Origin of the sequence: Dyadobacter soli (genome assembly GCF_900101885.1) — a bacterium.
Taxonomy (GTDB): domain Bacteria; phylum Bacteroidota; class Bacteroidia; order Cytophagales; family Spirosomataceae; genus Dyadobacter; species Dyadobacter soli.
Map to the genome: position 1 here is coordinate 79621 of NZ_FNAN01000008.1, position 21895 is coordinate 101515.

Consider the following 21895-nt stretch of genomic DNA (forward strand, 5'->3'; position numbering starts at 1 on the left):
AGCGTTATGTAAAAGTTACTTGGCTTCGCGGTAGGGTACCTGGATATCCATTTTACCCTTCCATGTTTTCGGGATTTTCAGGCCCAGTTCGTAATGGATCGCATTGACAACAAGCCGCTGGAACGGTTCCAGCCTGAAATCTTCCGGATGGCCGAGCGTGGTCATGAACACCTTGCCGCCGAATGAATTGGTACCCGTCCATGCCACCGGGTTCTCGATCGCCTCTTTGTCGGGGTTCACCGATTTGCCCATCAGCAGCCAGGTAGAGCCTTTCGTAGGATAATCGGGCAGCACGCGGTACAGCCACGAACGTGCGTGGAACGGGCCCGTAACGCCCGTAAGAATGGGATTTTTGACCTGCTCGGGAATGACGGTCACGTCGGTGCTGCTGTTGTGGCCATAATGCGTGTGCTTGGCCGCCCCGCCCCATCCCGGAGGCGCATTCAGCGCAAACTCGCCGAAAGCATTCCATTTTTCGCTTTCATGTCCTTTGGGGAAGTTAAATGCGTGCGTGGTGGTGCGGAAGCCCATCACTGGCTTGCCTGTTTTCAGATAAGCCTCGATATGCGCCAGCTGGTCCGGCGGCAACTGACGCCAGCGGAGATAAAAAACCGCCAGATCGGCATCCTTCAATGCTTCCAGGCCGGGGATATTCTTTTCGCTGTTGTGATCGGGATTGGCTTTGAGGACGATCGTACGCATGCCATAATTCCTTTCGAGCTCCGCCGCCACGATCGGCAGCGTTTCCTCCCCGCTGTACTCGTGGTCGCCCGTGACGAATACAACGAGAGGCTTCTTTTTAGAAGATTGCGCGGACGCCACATGCGCGCCAGCCACCACTGCAAATGCCGTAAAAAGCAAGCAGATGCAGAACTGTTTTAATTTCATGGTGAAAGGATTAAGGTTCAAGCTTCGTGAGTAAAGGGGTATATTCAGGAAGACTGTTTAATGCAATTTTTCCCCTAGTTAATTATAAATGAAATATGATGTATCCTGTGTTATCCTGTTTTAGAAGGAACGGGCGGGGAAAAGGATTATTCAAACAAGATATCTACTTTCGCGAAGGTGGTATAGCAAATAAAATAGCGCTAAAATTACCGGATTGTCAAGAATTCTACATTTAACTCTCAATCTACCTTGCCAGACATTCCATCAGCAGAGGCTTGTAAGGACTATTGAATGGAATATTTCTGATAGCAAGTAATATAGGCGAGTTAATACCTGATTCTACGACTAATTTCAACTTTCCCTCGTCTTCTCCAACAAAACGTGCGATCCAGATAGCTACTGTGAACGCCCCCCATTTTTTTGAAATTGTTCCGCGAGAGAGATTTCTGGTGATATCAGCCTTTTGAGTAACGGTCAGGTTACCTGCATTACACACTTTCTCAATGTTAGCTAAAAATTCCGGCAACAAGGCATCTAAGACTACTTCGGTAACGGCAGGAAGAGAATCTTCTTGTGGCAGCCATTTACTAGACAATGATCGATAGGTCCCCAATCCCTCATAAATACATTCCCAGAGGACGCTGTCTTTAAATGTTCTCAGTTCCATGTGTTCGCTTTTCACCCAGGCTTTGTGAAATAAGTGGGTCATTTCATGTGCAAAAAGCCTGTCAATGCGTTCCGTATTTTCGGCTGAATTGGCATTCCCATAATTTTTTTCAAGTATGGATGCATCAAACCCTATTGTACTGCCATCGAAAGTAAACGCGTCGTCGACACCGTGCGACCCTACTATGATGGTGACTTTGCTCGGTAAATTTGCTTCGAAAGGCCTCGCCAGAGAATCTAGCATCAACTCCCACGCTACTTGTCTGCTTGCTATTAATGCAAACCAATTTCTCTCTCCGATAGTGAAAGTCGTCAATAGCTGGGTGGTGGAATCTACGGAATGGTTATTTCTAGTCGCCAGAATATGCCTCCATTCAGCATTTGCGGAGTCACTTTCCGTCACGCTCCTGAGGACTAGCGTATCAAAATGCTTGACGTCTAGCTGTGCAAAAGTGTTACTCCAAGCGACGAGAAGACTTAGCAATATGCAAATGCGCAGTAAAATAGATGGATAAGTGACGATCATGAGGCAGTTCATTTTGAAAACCTCTTAAAATAGGTACCCTATCTCGCAGATATTGCATGCAGTTATTTTGCGTTACGTCTGAGTTAGCAAAGCAGGTTTTTATACCTTCATACAACAAGCTTGTCCTTCTCAGCAGGCGTGAAATACCGGTCGTAGATGTCCCGGAAGATGAAGAGTAAAAGGTAAAGCTGCCGGTGCTTACTGACAAAAGCAGCGTCGTCGCCGGATTTGTCCAGCAGACTTTTCAGCGCCCGGAAGTTCAGATCGGCGAGTTCGGGAAACTGGGATGCGGCATTGAGGAGTTTGTCGCGGTGCTCCCTGAAAAGCCGGATTTGGCTTTCCGCATCTTCAAAAGCCTGCTCGCCGCGACGGTATTTTTTGAGAGGAGGACAAAAATACGCCGAACAGGTGTGTGGCCGGCTTTTGTCATAGACAGTACAACAGCCTGAAAAATGCGGGCAGGGCATGTTAAAAAACAATTTACCGTCGATCTCCTTAGTGGTCAAACCCAGCTCATCCGCGATTTTCCTGTCATTTTCATCGCGCACGAACCCATAAGGGAACAAGGTACCATCGCAGCACATTCCGCAGCTTACGCACAAGTCTGAAATGTTCTTTTCGCTGTCCGTCATATCCAATCTGTTAGGTGTGTAATGATAAGGTAAATAAGTTAAAATCTTAAAGGCGAGAAGATTCCATATCTAACCGGTATCACATAAACCTGATCCCGAGCGTGACCGAGAACCGCGAAAGGTCTACGCTATCGTCCTTCGACAAATGAAGCGTCTCCGTACTGAATGCGGTTTTGCGTTGGAGGCGGTAGATGGCGCCCATCATGGCTGTGCCGGTGAGGTTGAGGGCTAATTTGGGAGAAATGGGTTGCTCTATGCCGACGCTCACGCCCCAGTTCATGGTTTTGCCCGAGAATGTGAATTGCTGGGCGCCGACGGTGCTTTTGTTTTCGTAGGGCTGATAACCGAGCAGCAGGGAGGTTAGAACGGCCGTTTTACCGTTTTTCAGAAACGACCGGTGGATCAATGCGCCGCTCAGGTGCTGAATGGTTACCTTTTCGCTCTGAGCGCTGTCGAGGTTGGCTTTGCCTTTGTACATTTCATAACGCACACCGAAGCCGACGTGCTTCCAGGGAAAATAGGCAACCTCTCCACCGAATGCAATGCCCGATTTGAGGTCTTTGATATACTCCTGCTCGTCGTGGCTGGTAATGCGTCCGGCGCGGAACAGACGGTAGGCGTAACCCCCGTTCAGGCCGAAGCTCCACCTGGCAAAATCGGGCTGATCTGCTTCTTTCTCTCGTAATGCAGGCTTTTGGGGCTGGTCGATCGGCTCTTCGCGGTCTTTCCTCCATTCCGTGATGGAAGCCTCCTGGGCGCTGGCACTGTGACCAAGCATTCCCAAAACCAATAAGCAAGCGGCAAACGATCTGATCATTATTTGCGGAACACGCGAGTTTTTAAGAACCCAAAACTACTATTTTCAGATCACATTCAACTTCCGGCATTTCAGAAATTGTCAGATTGCCGGCTTTACGCCCGCCTTTTTGAGTTTTTCAATAATAAAATCACCCAATGCCCTGCCCTGCGCCTGGCCGTTCTCGATCGCGTCGCGGTAATGAATGCCGCCATACAGCCGCGAAATGGCAGCCTCCTCCGATGCCTGCCTGAACGACCTGAAATCCCTCGCAGGGAGGTCAAATATCACTTCGGTGTCGTCGCGGAAGGCGAAATTGTCGCCGAGCAGGAAAGTCAATGTTTCGGCCACGGCTGTCGACACCACGCTGTGCCCGCTGGTGTATTCCGGGAAAGGCGGGGTTTGCAGCAAAGGTTGCCATTTGGGGTCGAAGCTCCGGTTGATAACCGTTTCCGGCCGTACGCGACTGCTCCGGTACTTTTCGTCCCAGCAACTGATAAATGCGTCCATCAGGGTCGCAGCCACGAGGGAATGTACCATAATGCCTTTGTCGAGATCCAGGTTGGCTTTGGTGGTAGCAATGCCCGTGATGTTCATCCAGTGCCCGCCCGGGCTGATTTTCTTGAAACCGATATTCATATGCCCCGAAGTATTGATCGCAAACGGGTTGCAATCCCAGTAAGAAGCGATGAAACGCTGCTGATCAGTCAAGTTTTTACCTACCTCATAAACCTCTTTCGCCAGCTTGTAAAACGCGCTCGTGCTATCTTTGCTGAATTCCACCGGCGGTTTGGGCACAAACTGATCGCATGAATCGATGAGTACCGGACGGATCGTTTTCCAATGCGGCTCCACACCTTCCATGTAGCCCGGCGGGGTCGGGTACCAAAATCCCTCACCTCGCTTCGGGCGGTACCGCAGGCGGGTACTGAGTTTGAGATAGCCGTCGGTATTCGCGTCTGCCGCGATCTTCTTCGCCACTTCCTTTGCCGCGGCAACGGACTTGTCGATCGTTGCCTGCGGGTAACCTTCGCGCAGCAATGCGATGATCAGCTTTTTCTGGTCCTCTTCCAGCATGTATCCCGACGGAATAATCAGCCGCCCCGTTTCCAGAATGCAATACAATGCCGCGATCTGATAATCGTAGTCTTTCGTTTCGATGGCAACCGGGCTAATGCTTTTGGTAAATGCCGTCGGCGCGACGATCTGCTGGTTACTCCGCGCCACGATCTCATGCGCGCCCAGGAGGCAATAGGTATAAAACCGACTGGCAGCAGGCGGATTCACCACATCATGAATCATGACCATGGTTACCGAGAAAACGGCTGGCTGTAAATGCTTGCCCAGCTCCGGTTTAGCAAAAACAGGTTGAGCTAACATCAAAAGGAAGAGAAGGGTACGGCGCATTACTTTCGGGAATTTTTATAAAACTGCAATGGCTCATTGAATGCGCCGATTACCAGAAACGGCTGGTTACCGATATTGATCTGCACGGCTGATTTCACATCGCCGATCACCGAAAGCCCGGCACTGGCCTGCTCCACAAAGCGGAAGCCACCCTTGCCATCTCCGGCGAAAAGGCTACCGTAATTGGCATCCATACTCCCCAGTTTCAGCCGGTTATCGCTTTTGTTACCTAAAAGCAGCAGGTCTTTCAGCCCGTCGTGATTGTAATCACCGCTCAGGATCGCGCATACGGGGCCGAATTGCGCACGCGTAGGCATGGCAAACTTTTCAAATTTGCCCTGGCGGTTCATGAAGCAGACCGTACGCAGTTCGCGCGCTTCGACCTTGCCTGCCTTTTCGAGTTCGGCGGGCGGGATGATCTCCTGCATGGTTGCATTGGCGTAGTCGCGGTAGAAAGAGAACTTTTTGCGCATCGGGTAAATCTGATCATTCAGCTCGTCGCGGCTTACAAACGGGTAGGATTTGCCTTGTACATAAAAATTAAAGAAGGGATCGATGGACCCGTTTTTGTCGAAATCGGCGAAATACAGTTCTGCGGGCTCTTTTTCGGAGGCTTTGATTTGCGAGTTCAAGCCCAGGTTACCGGCCAGGATATCGGGCTTTCCGTCGCTGTCCAGGTCTAGTATTTGAACAGTATTCCAAAAACCGCTCTCCTCATTTTTGAAAAAACCGGTTGTTCTATCTTCAAAATCTTTTCCATTAAAACTAAAAACCTTCACCGGCATCATTTCCCCGACTATCACCAGCTCGGCTTTATCGTCACCGTTCAAATCGCCCCATTGCGCGTCGGTTACCATCCCTATTTTGAAGAATGGCGATTCGCGGGTTTCGAACCGGCCTTTTCCGTCATTCACCAATAAAAAGGATGCGGGCGCTTCCGGGTAACGACCGGGGATAATGCGCCCGCCTACAAACAGGTCGAGGTCGCCATCATTATCGAAATCATAAGGTCGCACGCACGACTTGCTGCTGGCCTTCAGATTCGGCAGCGACAATACCGACAAGCTCAATCCGCCCCTGCCATCGCTCAGGAACAACTCGTCTTGCAGCGAAACCGTATTGGGCTCAAAAAGCGAATAGCCGCCTTTGGCAAGGTACAAATCGTCAAAACCATCAGCATTGGCATCGAAAAACACCGCGGCCGAAATCGCAGACGTGTTTTCATCGCCCACTGCAAAACCCGGCATTTCGCGGAACGTGCCGTCTTGCTCCTGCAACCATATCCTGGCCTGCTTATTCTGATCTCCGCTCACGAAAATATCGTCGAGCCCATCCTTGTTCACATCGCCTTTCGCCACCACCGGTCCCGTTTGCGAATACATCGAAAGCATCAGCGGCTGACGTTTGAAATCGTTTTCACTGAAACCTTCATGTTGATACGCGATCGCAGGGACCTGTTTTTGAAACAATGCTTTTGAAGTGATTTCCTGCCCGCCAGCCTTGCTACTGCTCTTTTCTGCGACCAGCAACTGGTTACTTTTCACATTTTCGAGGATTTGGCTCGTACCATCCGGCCAGAGGATTCTTACCGTATCAACCGCCGCCGCTTCACCGAGCCCGAAATGCAGACGCAGGGGCGTACACGAGAGATACCCGCGGTTCGGGTTTACTTCCTGGTATTGGAGCGTTCCCTTGTTTTTGAGATAAACCTTCGCTCCTACTCCGGCGGCATTGGCACCATCCTGTTTCAGTTTAAGTTGCAGCCAGTGAAGGTTTTTCGAATCGCTGGCTGTGTTTTGGTATATAAATGCAGGCTCATTGATGTTGTTGACCACCAGATCGAGGTCGCCGTCGTTATCCAGGTCGGCATACACGGCGCCGCTCGAAACCGACGCGTGTCCCAGGCCCCAGGGCTCCTGCATATTGGCGAATGTGAGGTCGCGGTTATTTTTGAAAATATAGTTGGCAAGCGCTGTCGACGGCATTGCCTTTACCAGGTCCATTAGTTGAAACGGCTCCTTATCGACGGCCCTTTTGATCTTGTAATCGCCCCAGTATTTCAGAAAATCCTTATTGGTATAATCCCTGAGATAACCGTTTGACACAAAAAGATCCTTAAAACCATCGTTGTCGAAATCGGCGAAAAGCGGCGTCCAGCTCCAATCGGTATTGGAAACCCCGGCAAACTGGGCGATTTCGCTGAAAGTGCCGTCGCCGTTGTTGAGCTGCAACATATTGCGCATATACTGCTTTTGCAGATCCTGCCGCACCATCAATTCGAATGCTTCGTAGTTCTCCTGCAATTGAAGCAGCTTCTGGCGCTGGTTGTCCTCGGGCAGCATATCGAGCGACATGATATCCGGCAGGCCGTCGTTGTTGAAATCGGCGATGTCGATACCCATCGAAAACTGGGCTAAATGCCGAAAATACTGGCGCGTGGCGTCTTTGAAAGTGCCGTCGTGGTTGTTAATGTAGAGGTAATCGGGCTCGTTGTAGTCGTTGGTGACGTAAATGTCCTGCCAGCCGTCCTGGTTCACATCCGCAATCGCAATACCCAGCCCGAACGTGAGGGGATATTGGTGAATGCCCGCCTTTTGGGTAACCTCTGTGAAATGGTTTTTCTGGTTTTCAAAAAGCTTGTTACCTGCGAGCTCGTCCGTCTGCGTACGGAACTTGGCGAGCTCCATATTATCGATCTTTTTGGTGGTATGATTGAGCAGCATCATATCCAGATCGCCGTCGTTGTCGTAATCGAAAAAAGCCGCCTGGGTACTGTAACTGATATTGTCGAGCCCGTATTCCTTCGCCTGTTCAACGAATCTGAGGTTACCCTGGTTGACAAAAAGCTGGTTCTTCCGGTCTTCATCCTTCACCTTGCCCGAGTAACAAATGTGGATATCGAGCAAGCCGTCGCCATTCACGTCAGCCATTGTCACGCCGGTTTTCCAGCCTCCTTTCCTTCCTTCCAGCCCTTTGCCCGCCGAGGCGGTAATGTCTTTGAATTTCAACTTCTGCCCTTTCGCGCCCAGGTTCAGGTAAAGCTTATTGGAGCCCATGTTCGAGGTGAAGAAAAGGTCGTCGAAACCGTCGTTATTAATGTCACCCACAGCCACTCCCCCGCCATTGTAATAGTATTCGTACGACATCACATTCTGGCCCTCGGTTTCACTGACGGGGTTTACGAAATCAACGCCGGTTTGTTTGCCTTCGAGCAGACGGAACAGCGGCCCTTGCGCCAGGGCCCGGGTAAAATGCAGGGTCAAAAACAGAACAGCATGCAGCAGGTACAGCAGGCGACGCTTATTATTCATTGAAAGTGCCGTGATAGAAAAGAAAGCGATAGGAAAAATAATATTTTCTAATGCTTTTGTATCATTTCATGGAAATTATTTTTTGGGATTTGGAACGGTAGGCAACTAATGGCGCATTATTCATAGCTCCCAGCAAATATTTTCCGCCGTTCGCCTGCACGACGGCCAATGCACGTACATCGCCATGCACATAAAAACCGCTTTTTTGTTGCGGCAAATAATCGAATTTCAATGCACCGCTATTTACAAACACTTGCAAAAGGCTTGCGTCGCTTTTGCCCATTCTCACCCTGGCTTGCCTGGCATTTCCTCCCAAAACAATGTCCTGCTTGCCGTCGCCATCCATGTCGTGCACTGCAATGGCGTACACGGGAGCAAACTGCGCTTCGACAGGCAATGCATGGAAGACCAGCTTTCCGTTCTTATTTTCCAGAATGCCTGTCCGGTACTCATTGACCGTAAACTTCCCGGCACTTTTCAGCTTTTCATCGGATAGCATTTCGGCCAATGTGGCTTTGGAGTAACTGACGTAATCAGGGTATTTCTTTTTTAATGAAGGGATTTGATCCAGCAGCTCGTCACGGCTGGCGTAGGGATATTGCCTGTTCTGCTCGCTAAGGGCTACTACCGGAACAATCCGATTAAGCTTATCAAAATCAGCCGCATATAGCTCCAAACCACCGGGCGATGTAATATTCCACTGCGAGTTTACACCCATATTTCCAACCACAAAGTCGGTATCGATATCTCCGTCCAGGTCCGCAGGGTGTAATGCATTCCAGCAGCCTTGCAGGCTTGCGACACCCCATTTCTGGCCCGCATTGGTCAGCTTACCTTTGGTATTGTTAAAAACCTGCACAGGCATCCAGTCTGCCGTCAGAATGAGTTCCGGGAAACCATCTTTGTCGAGATCTTCGAATGCCGCATCCGTGATCATTCCTGCATTACGAAGCTCCGCAGCAAGTTTACCGGTCTGATCCGTGAATGCAGCTTTGCTGTTATTGGTAAGCAACACACCTCCCGGGCTTTCCGGGAAGCGGCCGGGCGTCACCCGCGAGCCCAGGAAAACATCAATATCGCCGTCCTTATCAACGTCTGCCGCCGCTACCGCAGCTGCATTAGGCCCAACAGCGGGAAACGGCGCCTTTTTAAATACCCCTTTTTCATTCAGATACAGGCGTGGCAAAAGCAGCCGGTCGTCCGCATTGAGCTCATAACCGGCGCTGGTTACCAGCAAATCCTGGTCGCCGTCACCGTCCGCGTCGAAAAACTCGGCATCGGCATCTTCAAATGCAGCGTCGGCCTCGAATGCAGACTGTGGCGACTTGCGGAATGCGCTATTACCGCTCAGAAACAGCGCGCCCGATTGCCCACGGGCTCCCGCGATGTAGAAATCGTCGGTACCATCGCCGTTAATGTCTTTTTGTGCCAAATGCGGGCCATGATAGCTGAGTACCGTTGGCAGCAGCGTCTGAATGCGAAAATCGTTGCGCGCTTCCTCCGTATGCGTGAAGTCGATAAGCGAAGCCGGCTCCCACAATGGCGAAGGAGCAGGAGATGATTCCGAAGTTTTGCGGGCATCGGCATAGCGGAGCGTTACCTCTTTTGCGCTAACGCCTTTCAATACCTGCCGGCTGCCGTCCGCCCAGTTGACGACCAGCGAATCGATCCGCGAATTACCGCCCAGGCCGAAATGCAGCGCATCCCACTGCGCCGACTGGAACCCGCGAACCGGAATGAAATTCTGCGTTTGCGTCAGCGAATCGCCATATAATGTAACCTTCGCGCCGGCGAGCCAGGCATATTTGGGTGATGACAGCTTCACGCGCAGGGACGCATTGCCGGTAAGCACCTTCTCCGCATTGTTGCGGTAAATGAATGCCTTCTGGCTCACATTGTTCGTCACCAGGTCAAGGTCGCCGTCGTTGTCGAGGTCGGCGTAGATGGCACCGTTCGATTGATTGTTTTTTTCAAAACCCCATTCCTTGATGCGTTTGGCGAATGTGAGATTTTTCTGATTCTGGAAAATGTAGTCCGGCTCGTTGATGGGGGGCATTTGCGCGATGATCTCCATTTGCTTCGGCGAGTTGCTCGCCTGATTGTGCTCCACCTGCTTGTCGGCCGAGTATTTCAGGAATTCCATATTGGTATAATCCCGCGCATAGCCGTTTGAAATGAATATATCCTTCCAGCCGTCGTTGTCAAAATCGGCCATTAATGCGGCCCAGCTCCAATCGGTATTGGAAATACCCGCGAGCTGGCCTATCTCGCTGAAAACGGGGACGCCGTTCGCGTTGACGCCGTTATTCAGCTGTAACATGTTGCGCATGCTCTGGTCGTGGAAACCTGCGCGGAGCAATTGCTGGTACTTGTCGTAGTTATCGTCACCGGACGTTAGCTTGATGCGCTCGTTGTTATCCGGCAGCATATCCAGCGTCAAAACATCCATCAGGCCGTCGTTATTGATATCGGCCGCATCCGTACCCATCGAAAACAGCGACACGTGCCCCGTCGCTTCGCGGATCACCTCCCGGAACTTGCCGTTTCTTTCATTCAGGTAGAGGTAATCGTTCTCATTGTAGTCGTTGGCAATGTAGAGATCCTGCCAGCCGTCGTTGTTAAAATCATTCACATTCACACCCAGTCCGAAGCTCAGCACATTGGAGACGATGCCGGCGGAGTCGGTCACATTGGTAAATTTCCCTCCATCATTCCGCAGCAGTTTGTTGCCGTATGCCTCATTGCGCTGCTGACGATAATTAGCGAGCAGGTTACTGAACCCGGCATATTCCTGCAACGAATGGTTGAGCAGGAAACAATCCGCATCGCCGTCGCGGTCGTAGTCGAAGAACACTGCCTGTGTGGTGTAGGACGCGTCGTTCAGCCCATATTCGGCTGCTTTTTCGGTAAAAATCGGGATACCGTCGGCTGTTTTGCCGTTGTTGATGTAGAGCAGCTTCGTACGCAGGCGCGGGTCCTGTGCGCCTGCGCGGCTCACGAAAATATCCACCCAGCCGTCGTCATTAATGTCCACCAGCGACACCCCGGTTTTCCATCCCTCATTCAATCCCGTCCCCGATTTTTCAGAAACATCCTCGAATTCCATTTCGCCGCGGTTGAGGTACAGCTTATTGGCCACCATGTTACCGGTGAAATAGAGGTCGATCAGCCCGTCATTATTAAAATCCGCCGCCGCCACGCCTCCGCCATTGTAGAAATAGCCATACCGCAGCACGTTGTTTTCTTCGTCCTCATCGATATAATTATTAAAATCGACGCCGGTCTTGCCGGCGTCGAGTAATGTAAAGAGCTTCTCGTCGTTCTTGCAGCCCGAAAGCAGGGCCAGCAGTACCATTATTTTACGCATATACTCACGGTTTATCCCACCACAAACGAGTACTGGATTTATCCTCGCCGCCAAGTTTGGAGATGGCGTCTGTAACCGCCTTGGCATTCGTCTGCTGCTCACCGATTACGAAAGGCGTGCGCCTTACCACTGCATCCTTGGGCGAATCGGGGTTGTCGGAATTGATCCGGGCGTAGAGTTTCGGATAACCTGTACGGCGGTACTCAGCCCAGGCTTCATGACCATTGGGATAATTAGCGAGCCATTTCTGTGTGATGATCTGTTCCAATTGCTTGGCCGGATCGGCAGAGAATTTCACCGGGATGTCCGACAATGCCGGCGTTTTCGCCATGTCGTTCAATGCGATGGGTGTAGTCACGCCATTGGTGTAGGCCGTGATCACCGCCGCATCATTGATCCCCCATTGCTTGAATGCCGTTTCAATGCCTTTTTCATAAAACTCTTTCGCCGTTCCTCCCATTGCCCAGCCTTTCAATGCACCTTCTGCGCGCAAGAAGTAAGCCTCGGAAGCATACATGATCGCGAAAGGGTTTGTTGCCTGCACACCGGGCAGGAATGCATCGGCCACATTGGAAGTCGCGCCAGCATTGTTTTCGGCAGCGCCCAGTTCCCCCTGCGTATATCCATTTCGCAGTCCCTTGAAATTGCTCGTTCCGGGGATAGGTGCAAAATACCTGCTCATTCGGGGGTCCACATATCCTTTCAGCACGCTTTCCATCGCTGCGCTCATCCGGAACTCGTTCCACGCGGTGGCCTGGTTCATCGGGTTGAAGGAGTTGGCAGTCACTTTCAGGAATGCGTCGTGGGCATTGGTTGTCAAAACACCTCCTGCCACAGCCGCTTCGGCTTCGGTCTTCGCCAATGCAGGCTCTACTTTGGAAATGCGCATCGCGATACGCAGGCGCAGCGTGTTCGCAAACAATATCCATTTATCCACATCCCCGGCGTAGATCTGGTCGACCGCGTCGAAAACTTTTTTCCCCTTGAATGCCTGCAAAGCATCGGTGGAAGTTTTCAGGGTTGTCAGAAAATCCTTGTAAATGGCTTCCTGAGAGTCATAGGGAACGTCCGGCCCTCCGTTACCCACCTGTGAGTAGGGAATCGGGCCCCAGTAATCGGTACGCGGCAGGTACATATAAACTTTCCAGATATTGGCCATTGCGAATTTGCCAGGGTTGGGATACTTGCCTTGCGGACCGGTATTTTCCAGAACGCCTATCAATGCAGGCACCGCCGTACCATAGAAACCGCTCCACGCGCCATTGAGCCAGTTGCCCACCATTACATTTCTGTCCGAGGAGAAGTTTTGGGCGATATTCGCAAAGTATTGCCCTTGCAAATCGGCAAATAGGCTTTGGAATGTCTGCCAGCTTGCCTGAATGGTACGGTACTGGGCGGCTGCGAACGCATTCTCCGTACCCAGCTCGTCCAGTTCGGTGAGCTTCGTTTTGTTCGTGTTGATCTCCTCGAAATCACCCGTGCAGGAATAGGTTCCCACGGCAACGGATGCCAGGAGCGCCAGTGCTAATATTTGATATTTCCTTTTCATCGCTTTCCTGATTTTCGATTAGAATGTAAGAGTAAGGTTTACACCCACTGAGCGGGTAGCCGGCATCGAAAACGATTCAAGTCCAACCGTTGTATTTGCCGAGCCCGCAACCAGCTCGGGATCAAACCCTTTTGCTTTATTCATGATAAAGAACAGGTTACGTCCTACGAGCGACAATGAAGCATTCTGGAAAACCGACTTACCGATAATGCCTTGCGGCAAACTGTACCCGAGCGTCATTTCCCGCATACGAATGTTGGATGCGCTGTACGTGAATGCTTCGCCGATCGGCGTGTTCCGGCCTCCTACAAATTTCCAGTATGCCTCAGCTGTGGTTTTCACGGTGTTAGGACTGCCATCGGCCTGCACACCTTCGACGACCATCCCTTCGCGTCCGGCCAGTGTTTCCTCGGTCACACCATCCGCATAAGTTACCGCATTGGTGAACGATGTTACCACACCGCCGATCCTTCCACTGACGAGGAAGCTGAAATTGATTCCTTTATAAGAGAAACGGTTGGTAACACCGCCTGTCCATGACGGCCGGGATGTTCCGAGCGGGACCGTCGTGTTCGACGTTACAAGCGGAATCCCATTGGTACCTACGATGATCCGGCCCTGGGCATCGCGCTGGTAACCGCGGCTATAAATCTGGCCAAGAGCTTTACCTTCTTCGGCCCGCATGAAGTTCATAAAATCACTTGCGAGTGTCAGCGTCGTGATGCGGTCCGACAATTTGATAAGTTTATTCACATTCCTCGCATAATTCAGATCCAGATTCCAGGTAAAGTCACCCATTCTGACCGGAACCAGGTTCAACATGAGCTCGATACCCTGGTTTCGGACATTCCCCGCATTGATATATTCGAAACTCCAACCGGACGCCGGCGACAGCGGCACCTGGAATAGCTGGTTTTTAGAGTTGCTATTATACAAGGTCAGGTCAAAGCCGATACGGTTGTTGAGGAACTTAGCTTCGAGGCCTATTTCCTGCGCGGTCGTCATTTCAGGTTTCAGGACAGGGAACGGCTTGATATTGTCGCGTACAATGTAGCCGGAAGTACCTCCCGCGATGAACGAGTAGGTTTGAAGCAGCAAATAAGGTGCTGCATCGTTACCCGTGAGCGCGTAACTTCCTCTGAGCTTCGCAAACGAAATAGCCTGTGGTAAGTTGAAAAGGCTCGTCAGCACGGCCGCCACGCCAACGGACGGGAAGAAGTAGGATTGGTTTGCCTCGGGCAAGGTAGACGACCAGTCGTTCCTGGCTGAGCCGGAAATGGTGAGCGCATCGCGCCAGATAAAGTCCGCAGATGCAAATACGCCCTGTTTGCGGGTCTGCGCTACCGAACGGTTGGTTACCGAGTTTCTGGCATTCGTTGTAACAAACAGGTTGTCGCGGTTCAACTGGTTGTTAAGGGTCTGATGGTTGATGTAATCTCTTTTCAAAATATTTCCACCAACCGTCGCCTCCAATCTGAAATCCTCGCCGAACTGCTTGCTAACCAACCCGAACAAATCCAGGTTCAACTCTGAATTATCGCGCCAGTTGGTTTGATAATCACCAAAATCGGCAATCGTATAGGTATCGGTGTACCATTTACCTTCAAACTTATCGATGTATTTGTCGTATCCCGCCCGACCCATGAGCGTAAACCAGTCTGTTATTTTATAATTCAACTGCGTGAAACCGTAAATGCGGTCGCGGTTATCGAGCGCAAGTACCCGGTTTTTGATCCAGTAGGGATTTTGCCCGCCGTTTGAACCGGGGTTCCAGTAATTTTGCCGGACCCGCCCTGTTGCCGGTACGATGTACTCGAATTGCTTCGCCTGATCGAGCGAAATGCTTCTTGGCAAGCGCAGAATGTGGCGTTGCAAATTGGCGAATGCTTCACCCGTCTGTTGCCGGTTTTCGATTTTTTCACTCAGATAGGTCACCTTGCCGTCGAAGCTCAGTTTGCTGGTGATCTGGCTCGACAAACGCAGGTTAAAGTTATGACGGCCCAGTTTGTTGTTAGACACGATCCCTTTTGCCGAGGTATTGGTGTAGGAAAAATAGGTCTGCACCTTTTCGTTTCCTGCCGTCAGTGAAACTGAATTTGCAATGGAAGTTCCGGTCGAATAGAAGTCCTTATACGAATCGGGGTTCGGTGAATAGGCATAGGTCTTTCCCACGTTTGCAGGATCGGGACCCCATGCCGGCACTTGCTGTCCGTCCATTTTAGGTCCCCAACTGAATTCACTGTTTTGCTGGATCTTGTTGCCATCCACACCCTGGCCATATACGTTTTGGAAGTCCTGAAGAATGATAGCCCGCTCAGCCTGGAAAGTACTGTTGATGCTCACGCCGATTCCCTTCCGTACCGCACCTTTTTTTGTAGTGATCAGCAATGCACCATTCGCCGCCCGGCTTCCGTACAAAGCTGTTGCCGACGCCCCCCTCAATACGTTAATAGATTCGATATCGTCGGGGTTGATGCTCGAAAGGCCGTCGCTTGCGTCGCGACCACCGTTGGCGTTACCGGGACTGAAATTAGAATTATCAATCGGCACCCCGTCCACGACGATCAGCGCCTGGTTATTGCCGGTAATAGACCGGTCCCCGCGCAAAACGATCCGGCTGGAACCGCCCACGCCCGACGACGAACGCACAATATCCAACCCGGCCACACGACCGGAAAGAGAGTTGGCGACGTTGAGCTCGCGCGCTTTTGAAAAGTTGTCGGTATTGATCATCTGGGTTGCGTAGCTCAGCGTTTTTTGTTCTTTGCTGATACCCAGTGCTGTAACCACCACCTCGCCCAGGTTACGCACATCGGCGTCCATCGAAACCGTTACGTTAGTCATGTTGGCCGATACTGCCACTTCCTTGGATGTGTAGCCTACCGAAGACACGATAAGCGTTGCCGCACCACTCATATTCAAGCTGAAATTTCCCTCCGCATCCGTATTCGTTCCCCTCGTAGTCCCTTTGATCAGGACGTTGGCTCCCGGGAGCCCGGTGCCATTCTCATCGCTCACTTTCCCCGTAACCTGCCGGTCCTGGGCGCGTGATGCGTTAACAAATAGCACTGCTAACACGAATGTCAGCAGCACACACTGTAAAGCGTTGCGCATAAGTAAATTGGGTTTGTGAAATTTAATAGAAATTTAATCCTATTAAATCAAACAAGCAACTTATTCCGCCATTTTTAATTGCACTATACTAATATTTCGAACAATAAGATTACAAAAGCATTTAAAACGCATAATTTGCCTGTTTTTAGAATATTATTTGTCTTTAATACAATTAATATCCCCAATCCACGCAGCGTGCGTGCTCGAAACACAAGCACGCATTCGGCATTTTCGGTTTTGGATTGGATAACGCAGCGGGCCGATTAAATTGTCAACCGAAGCGATAATTATGTCGACAAAAAAGTACTACACGCCGAAGGCAATACACGGCATCGACTAGTATAAAATCAAGATGTGAAAAAGGCAACTACTCGTACTTGCGCCACACGCCCAGGATTGCGCCGGTGAGTGCGTACACGATCACGCTCACGCCGCCATTAATAAGGGACAGCGCCAACGCCCGCATGGAGAACATGTCTTTGACGATCGTTTCAAACAAAACGAAGACAATACCGAACAGAAGTCCGATGAGGAAGCCCATAATGAGCGATTTGACGGGGACTTTGGTGAATACCCAGGCCATGGTGTAGGCCATGAAGGAGGTGGAGACAATGCTGGCAAGATAAGGGGCCGGGCTGGCGGCCGACTTGATCTGCTCCATCGTGAAGCCGTTCAAAGCCATCCATTGTTCTGAAAATATGCTATACCACAACGCTGGTATTATCTGACCTATCACTACACATACTAGCACGGCCCAAAGATTGACAGATTGTTTTCTCATTGTATTGAGTATTTTATTCAGTCATCGAAAGGTACTCCCCGGCCCAAATATAAGAGGTTTCAGAAATAATTGTGCTTTTTATTCATCGGTTATGACAAATTCGATATTCCGCTTCAAACCGGCGTATTTGGCCCTTTTTACGGGTGAACGGCGGAATATTTCGCGGAATATTTCCTCGGTAATTTCCCGCCAGTCGCCGTTGGAAAAGCCGGCAAGTCCCTTGGGTAGATTGAATTGCTCCGTCGTATGCGGACGGGCGAAGCGGTTCCATGGACAGACGTCCTGGCACACATCGCAACCGAATATCCAGTTGTTGAATTTACCCTTCACGTCCTCAGGTATCGCGTCCTTTAATTCGATGGTGTAATAGCTGATACATTTGCTGCCATCGACCACGAACGGGCCGGTAATGGCGTCCGTCGGGCAGGCGTCGATGCATTTGGTGCAGGTACCGCAATAATCACCGGTGGCGCTGTCGGGCGCGAGATCGAGGTCGCAGATGATCTCACCTATGAAGAAAAAGCTGCCCATTTCCCGGTTGAGCAGGTTGGAATGCTTGCCGATCCAGCCGAGGCCGCTTTTGGCCGCCCATACCTTGTCCATTACCGGCGCCGAATCGACGAAAATGCGGCCATTTACCTCACCTACCTCTTCCTGAATGGCTGTGAGCAATGCGCCGAGCTTTTCCTTCAATATATAATGGTAGTCGGTGCCGTAGGCATACTTGGAAAGTTTGAGATCGTCTTCGCCTTCCGGCAGGCGTTCTTCGGGGTAATAATTTAATAATACGGAGATTACGCTCTTCGCGCCCTCTACGAGTTTGGTCGGATCGAGGCGCTTGTCGAAGTGGTTGGCCATGTAGGCCATGGCACCGTGATGATTCAGCGAAAGCCATTTTTCTAGGCGCGGGGCTTCGCTTTCGAGGAATTCCGCCTTTGAGATACCACAAAAATCGAAGCCGCATTCAAGCGCTTTTGCCTTGATAAACCGACTCCTCTCCTGCCGTACGATATCTGATGCCGTCATGTTGCAAAGTTACAAATTGATTGTAAAATGCCATCTTGTCAGTAATTTAGCCGTGGCAAAGTAATTTAGGAGTAAAATGGCTGTTGCAAAAAGACACGTAACTGCGAAGGACCATGCCAGAAAATACAGAATTCAACATAGATCAAGACAAAAATTACGAAATGAACGAGGATAAAGCTTCATTGGAAACTGACAATCTGGTAAACGAAGAAAATTCCGAAATTTCCAACAATGTGCCGCTGGACAATGCAGGGCAGGAGATTACTGGCGAGGCGCCCAAATTGGACCCATTGGATTCCGCTAAGGCTGAAATCGCCGAGCTGAAAGACAAATACCTGCGTCTTTATGCAGATTTTGAAAACTTCCGCCGCCGTACCGCCAAGGAAAAACTGGAAATGATCTCAGGAGCAAGCGCCGATACGGTGAAACTCATCCTGCCGATTGTCGACGATTTCGAACGCGCCAAGGTTTCTTTTGAGTCTTCTACCGAGATCGACGCGCTTAAAGAAGGCGTAGACCTGATTTATACCAAACTTTATAAAGCCCTCGAATCCAAAGGCCTGAAAGCCATGGAATCGAAAGGTGCTGATTTCGACGCTGAAATCCACGAATCCATCGCGCAGTTCCCCGCACCGTCGGAAGACCTGAAAGGAAAGGTGATCGATGAAATTGAAAAAGGATATTACCTGAACGACAAGGTCATTCGTTACGCCAAAGTAATCGTAGGCGCCTAATACGCTCAACCTTCCTAACGGATACATCAGTAATTAAAAATGGCAAAGAAAAGAGATTATTACGAGGTCCTTGGCGTAGATCGTGGCGCCTCCGCGGATGAAATCAAGAAATCATACCGCAAGCTCGCGATCAAATTCCACCCGGACAAGAACCCCGACGATCCTACCGCGGAAGACAAGTTCAAGGAAGCGGCGGAGGCATATAGCATTCTCAGCGACGAGAACAAACGTGCACGTTATGACCAATTCGGGCATGCAGGCGTAGGCGGTGCTTCGGGCGGCGGGGCAGGCGGCTTCGGCGGCGGCTTTACGATGGACGATATTTTCTCACAATTCGGAGATATTTTCGGGGACAGCAGTCCGTTCGGTGACATTTTCGGTCGCCAGGGCGGAAATGGCCGTCGGGTCCGCAAAGGCTCCGACCTCCGGATTAAGTTAAAGCTTAACCTGGAAGAGGTGGCGAATGGCGTTGAGAAGAAAATAAAGGTTAAAAGACACGTTACCTGTAATACCTGCGGTGGCAATGGCGCCAAAAACGGCACATCGCTGACCAACTGTAACGGTTGTAACGGGACAGGCCAGGTGCGCAAAGTGGTGAGCACCATGCTCGGCCAGATGGTTTCCACCGCCACCTGCCCTACTTGTAATGGTGATGGCAAGATCATCAGCGAACGTTGTGATTCCTGCGCAGGCGAAGGCCGCTTGCTGCAAGACGACCTCATTACCCTGAACATTCCGGGTGGTGTGGCCGAAGGCATGCAGCTCTCGATGTCGGGCAAAGGAAACGTTCCTGCGCGCGGAGGCATGGCGGGCGATCTGCTGATCGTCATCGAGGAAGAAGAGGACGCATTGCTGAAAAGAGATGGTAACAACGTCGTGTTCGACATGCATCTGAGCTTTATCGACGCCGCGCTCGGCACTTCCATGGAAATACCGACCATCGACGGCAAAGCGCGCATTAACATCGAATCAGGAACGCAGGCAGGCAAGATATTGCGCCTCAAAGGCAAGGGTATCAAAGACCTGAACGGCTACGGAAAAGGGGATCAGCTGGTGCATATCAATGTATGGACGCCACAACAACTGACTTCTGACGAGCGCTCGACTCTCGAATCGCTCCGTCACTCGCCGAATTTCCAACCGAAACCGGGCAAAAACGAGAAAGGCTTTTTTGATAAAATGAAAGATTTCTTCCATTGATCATGCCTGGTCAATAAATATTCCAAAAGAGCTGCTTCGTCACCGGAGCGGCTCTTTTTGCTTGACACCAATAGCGGTTCGCCGCGATTCATCATCGATCATTAAATAACCAAAAACATTCACCCAATGAAATCTCTGTTGCTTTCCGGCGCATTGCTTTGTACGGCACTTGCCAGCCAGGAACTGACGGCACAAACTGCCACCAACCCGGCAGAGCTCACATTTGCTACCTATAATGTGAGTATGGAAGCCGAAAACTATTTCCCACGCGGCACGCCGGGCAATTCGGAAAAGGTATTGATCAAGGAACTGGCTTCCGGCGCCAACCAGCAGATCAAAAACATCGCGCAGATCATCAAAACTGTCCGCCCGGACGTGATTTTGCTGAACGAGTTCGATTATGTCAAAAACCCCGCGGATGGTGTCGGGCAGTTTATCAAGGGTTATCTCAAAGACGATTCGAATGGAGCGAAAGGCATCGACTATCCCTATTACTACTATTCGACCGTCAATACCGGCCAGCCGACGCCTTACGACCTCGACCGGAACGGCAAAACGGAACAATTCGGCGCCGATGCCTGGGGGTTCGGTAATTACCCGGGCCAATATGGAATGGTGCTCCTATCCCGCTACCCGATCGACACCAAAGCAATCCGCACATTCCAGCATTTCAAATGGAAGGACATGCCGGATGCCTTGAAAACAACCCAGGAAAACGGCTCCGACTGGTACGCACCCGAGGCGTGGGCGCAATTCCCGCTTTCTTCTAAATCGCATTGGGACATTCCCGTGAAAGTCGGCAATAAAACCATCCACGTCCTCGCCAGCCACCCTACCCCGCCTTCATTCGACGGCAAGGAAGACCGCAACGGCAAGCGCAACCACGACGAAATCCGCTTCTGGAACGACTACATTACCCAAGGCAAAGGAAACTACATTTATGACGACAAAGGCAAAAAAGGCGGCCTCGCCGCAAATGCCTCATTCGTCATACTAGGTGACCAAAACGCCTCCCCGGACGAAGGTAATGCCATCGCCGACGGCATCCGCCAGCTCATCTCCAACCCGGCCGTAAATGGCAACACCGCTCCCGCCAGCAAAGGCGGTTCCGAGCATTCGCCCACCAATGCATTTGCCAAAAATCACACGGCATTCTGGCGCATGCGCGCGGATTACGTGCTACCTTCGCGCAAAGGCTTCCAAATCGTCGACAGCGGCGTTTTCTGGCCCGCAAAAGGCGAGCCGATGGCGGAGCTGGTGGAGAAGCGGGAGTCGAGCTCGGATCATAGGTTGGTTTGGGTTAGATTAAAGGTTGAGTAAGGTAGACAGCACTTATTACTCAAAACATCAGTAAAGACAATCACATTAACACAAGCGGCCTGGAGGGTTCCAGACCGCTTGTGTGTTTAAAATACTTTTGTTTTGATTGTTAGATGACCTTTTTGAGCCGCTCCTGGAACATAATCAATCCGAATTCTCTCCCGTAGAAATCCCATCGGCCGGATGAATCGATACGCCCAGCAGGGAGCTCAAAAGTCCACACGCGATGAACCATATCCGGATAATAGATCTCCAACGTGGCCGTACCATCCAAATATCCCCTGATGGACGCTATAAGTAATGCTTTTGGGATAGATCAGTTATATAAAACTCGCACTCTTCGAAAGAGCAACCTGTGTGGCTATACCGATGGAATAATATCTCACAATCCCTGCTAAACAGGCGCTTTGCAATGCATTTAAATCGACCCATTACTCAAAGAACTTTGGTGACAATTTTCACATAACCTTTTTTGGCCGTTCCCGGAATATAATAGATCTTGATTTTTTATAAAAGAAATCCTGTCTAAGCCGAAGCGAATCAATGCGACCTGGTTTTAATTCAAAACCTCCGACCCA

14 protein-coding genes are annotated in these 21895 nt (G+C 50.7%); 3 read left to right on the plus strand and 11 right to left on the minus strand.

What is annotated here, in order from left to right; genetic code table 11:
- Window positions 1-15: 15 nt before the first annotated feature.
- From BLQ88_RS14085 to queG, 11 genes are all read right to left on the minus strand, one after another.
- The gene (locus BLQ88_RS14085; RefSeq protein WP_090150906.1) at window positions 16-888 is read right to left on the minus strand and encodes a ThuA domain-containing protein; all 873 of its coding nucleotides are present in this window, start codon (window positions 886-888) and stop codon (window positions 16-18) included.
- Window positions 889-1132: 244 nt separating this feature from the next.
- Entirely contained in the window at window positions 1133-2080 is a 948-nt protein-coding gene (locus BLQ88_RS14090) for a hypothetical protein (protein ID WP_090150909.1), read from the minus strand.
- A gap of 107 nt (window positions 2081-2187) precedes the next feature.
- On the minus strand, window positions 2188-2712 hold the full coding sequence (locus BLQ88_RS14095) for a YkgJ family cysteine cluster protein (protein WP_090150912.1): 525 nt from the start codon (window positions 2710-2712) through the stop codon (window positions 2188-2190).
- Between the two features lie 79 nt (window positions 2713-2791).
- Window positions 2792-3490, minus strand: coding sequence for an outer membrane beta-barrel protein (locus BLQ88_RS14100; RefSeq protein WP_143016853.1), 699 nt, complete (start codon window positions 3488-3490; stop codon window positions 2792-2794).
- Window positions 3491-3610: 120 nt separating this feature from the next.
- A complete protein-coding gene (locus BLQ88_RS14105; protein ID WP_090150918.1) occupies window positions 3611-4915 on the minus strand; it encodes a vanadium-dependent haloperoxidase in 1305 nt (434 codons plus the stop codon).
- Complete coding sequence (locus BLQ88_RS14110) at window positions 4915-8226, minus strand: VCBS repeat-containing protein (protein ID WP_090150920.1); 3312 nt, start codon at window positions 8224-8226, stop codon at window positions 4915-4917. Before BLQ88_RS14110 ends, BLQ88_RS14105 begins: the two co-directional genes overlap by 1 nt.
- 61 nt (window positions 8227-8287) lie before the next feature.
- On the minus strand, window positions 8288-11593 hold the full coding sequence (locus tag BLQ88_RS14115) for a VCBS repeat-containing protein (protein ID WP_090150923.1): 3306 nt from the start codon (window positions 11591-11593) through the stop codon (window positions 8288-8290).
- A gap of 4 nt (window positions 11594-11597) precedes the next feature.
- Window positions 11598-13142 (minus strand): SusD/RagB family nutrient-binding outer membrane lipoprotein, encoded by a 1545-nt coding sequence (locus BLQ88_RS14120; protein WP_090150925.1) that lies wholly within the window; start codon window positions 13140-13142, stop codon window positions 11598-11600.
- An 18-nt stretch (window positions 13143-13160) separates the two neighbouring features.
- On the minus strand, window positions 13161-16256 hold the full coding sequence (locus BLQ88_RS14125) for a SusC/RagA family TonB-linked outer membrane protein (RefSeq protein WP_090150928.1): 3096 nt from the start codon (window positions 16254-16256) through the stop codon (window positions 13161-13163).
- 367 nt (window positions 16257-16623) lie between these two features.
- Complete coding sequence (locus BLQ88_RS14130; protein ID WP_090150930.1) at window positions 16624-17037, minus strand: DUF1761 domain-containing protein; 414 nt, start codon at window positions 17035-17037, stop codon at window positions 16624-16626.
- A 78-nt stretch (window positions 17038-17115) separates the two neighbouring features.
- Window positions 17116-18063, minus strand: a complete 948-nt coding sequence (gene queG / locus BLQ88_RS14135; RefSeq protein WP_090150932.1) for a tRNA epoxyqueuosine(34) reductase QueG — start codon at window positions 18061-18063, stop codon at window positions 17116-17118.
- A gap of 161 nt (window positions 18064-18224) precedes the next feature.
- On the opposite strand from queG, the gene BLQ88_RS14140 reads away from it, so the two are divergent.
- The 3 genes from BLQ88_RS14140 to BLQ88_RS14150 all read left to right on the plus strand — a co-directional run bounded on the left by BLQ88_RS14140 (window position 18225) and on the right by BLQ88_RS14150 (window position 21317).
- Complete coding sequence (locus BLQ88_RS14140; protein WP_374754762.1) at window positions 18225-18797, plus strand: nucleotide exchange factor GrpE; 573 nt, start codon at window positions 18225-18227, stop codon at window positions 18795-18797.
- Between the two features lie 39 nt (window positions 18798-18836).
- A complete protein-coding gene (gene dnaJ, locus BLQ88_RS14145) occupies window positions 18837-19997 on the plus strand; it encodes a molecular chaperone DnaJ (protein ID WP_090150939.1) in 1161 nt (386 codons plus the stop codon).
- A gap of 126 nt (window positions 19998-20123) precedes the next feature.
- Window positions 20124-21317 (plus strand): endonuclease/exonuclease/phosphatase family protein, encoded by a 1194-nt coding sequence (locus BLQ88_RS14150; RefSeq protein ID WP_090150942.1) that lies wholly within the window; start codon window positions 20124-20126, stop codon window positions 21315-21317.
- Window positions 21318-21895 lie beyond the last annotated feature (578 nt).

What these genes read in the sequence shown, in the direction of transcription:
- BLQ88_RS14085 (WP_090150906.1), bottom strand. Translation starts at nt 888, where the DNA reads ATGAAATTAAAACAGTTCTGCATCTGCTTGCTTTTTACGGCATTTGCA.
- BLQ88_RS14090 (WP_090150909.1), bottom strand. Translation starts at nt 2,080, where the DNA reads ATGATCGTCACTTATCCATCTATTTTACTGCGCATTTGCATATTGCTA.
- BLQ88_RS14095 (WP_090150912.1), bottom strand. Translation starts at nt 2,712, where the DNA reads ATGACGGACAGCGAAAAGAACATTTCAGACTTGTGCGTAAGCTGCGGA.
- BLQ88_RS14100 (WP_143016853.1), bottom strand. Translation starts at nt 3,490, where the DNA reads ATGCTTGGTCACAGTGCCAGCGCCCAGGAGGCTTCCATCACGGAATGG.
- BLQ88_RS14105 (WP_090150918.1), bottom strand. Translation starts at nt 4,915, where the DNA reads ATGCGCCGTACCCTTCTCTTCCTTTTGATGTTAGCTCAACCTGTTTTT.
- BLQ88_RS14110 (WP_090150920.1), bottom strand. Translation starts at nt 8,226, where the DNA reads ATGAATAATAAGCGTCGCCTGCTGTACCTGCTGCATGCTGTTCTGTTT.
- BLQ88_RS14115 (WP_090150923.1), bottom strand. Translation starts at nt 11,593, where the DNA reads ATGCGTAAAATAATGGTACTGCTGGCCCTGCTTTCGGGCTGCAAGAAC.
- BLQ88_RS14120 (WP_090150925.1), bottom strand. Translation starts at nt 13,142, where the DNA reads ATGAAAAGGAAATATCAAATATTAGCACTGGCGCTCCTGGCATCCGTT.
- BLQ88_RS14125 (WP_090150928.1), bottom strand. Translation starts at nt 16,256, where the DNA reads ATGCGCAACGCTTTACAGTGTGTGCTGCTGACATTCGTGTTAGCAGTG.
- BLQ88_RS14130 (WP_090150930.1), bottom strand. Translation starts at nt 17,037, where the DNA reads ATGAGAAAACAATCTGTCAATCTTTGGGCCGTGCTAGTATGTGTAGTG.
- queG (WP_090150932.1), bottom strand. Translation starts at nt 18,063, where the DNA reads ATGACGGCATCAGATATCGTACGGCAGGAGAGGAGTCGGTTTATCAAG.
- BLQ88_RS14140 (WP_374754762.1), top strand. Translation starts at nt 18,225, where the DNA reads ATGAACGAGGATAAAGCTTCATTGGAAACTGACAATCTGGTAAACGAA.
- dnaJ (WP_090150939.1), top strand. Translation starts at nt 18,837, where the DNA reads ATGGCAAAGAAAAGAGATTATTACGAGGTCCTTGGCGTAGATCGTGGC.
- BLQ88_RS14150 (WP_090150942.1), top strand. Translation starts at nt 20,124, where the DNA reads ATGAAATCTCTGTTGCTTTCCGGCGCATTGCTTTGTACGGCACTTGCC.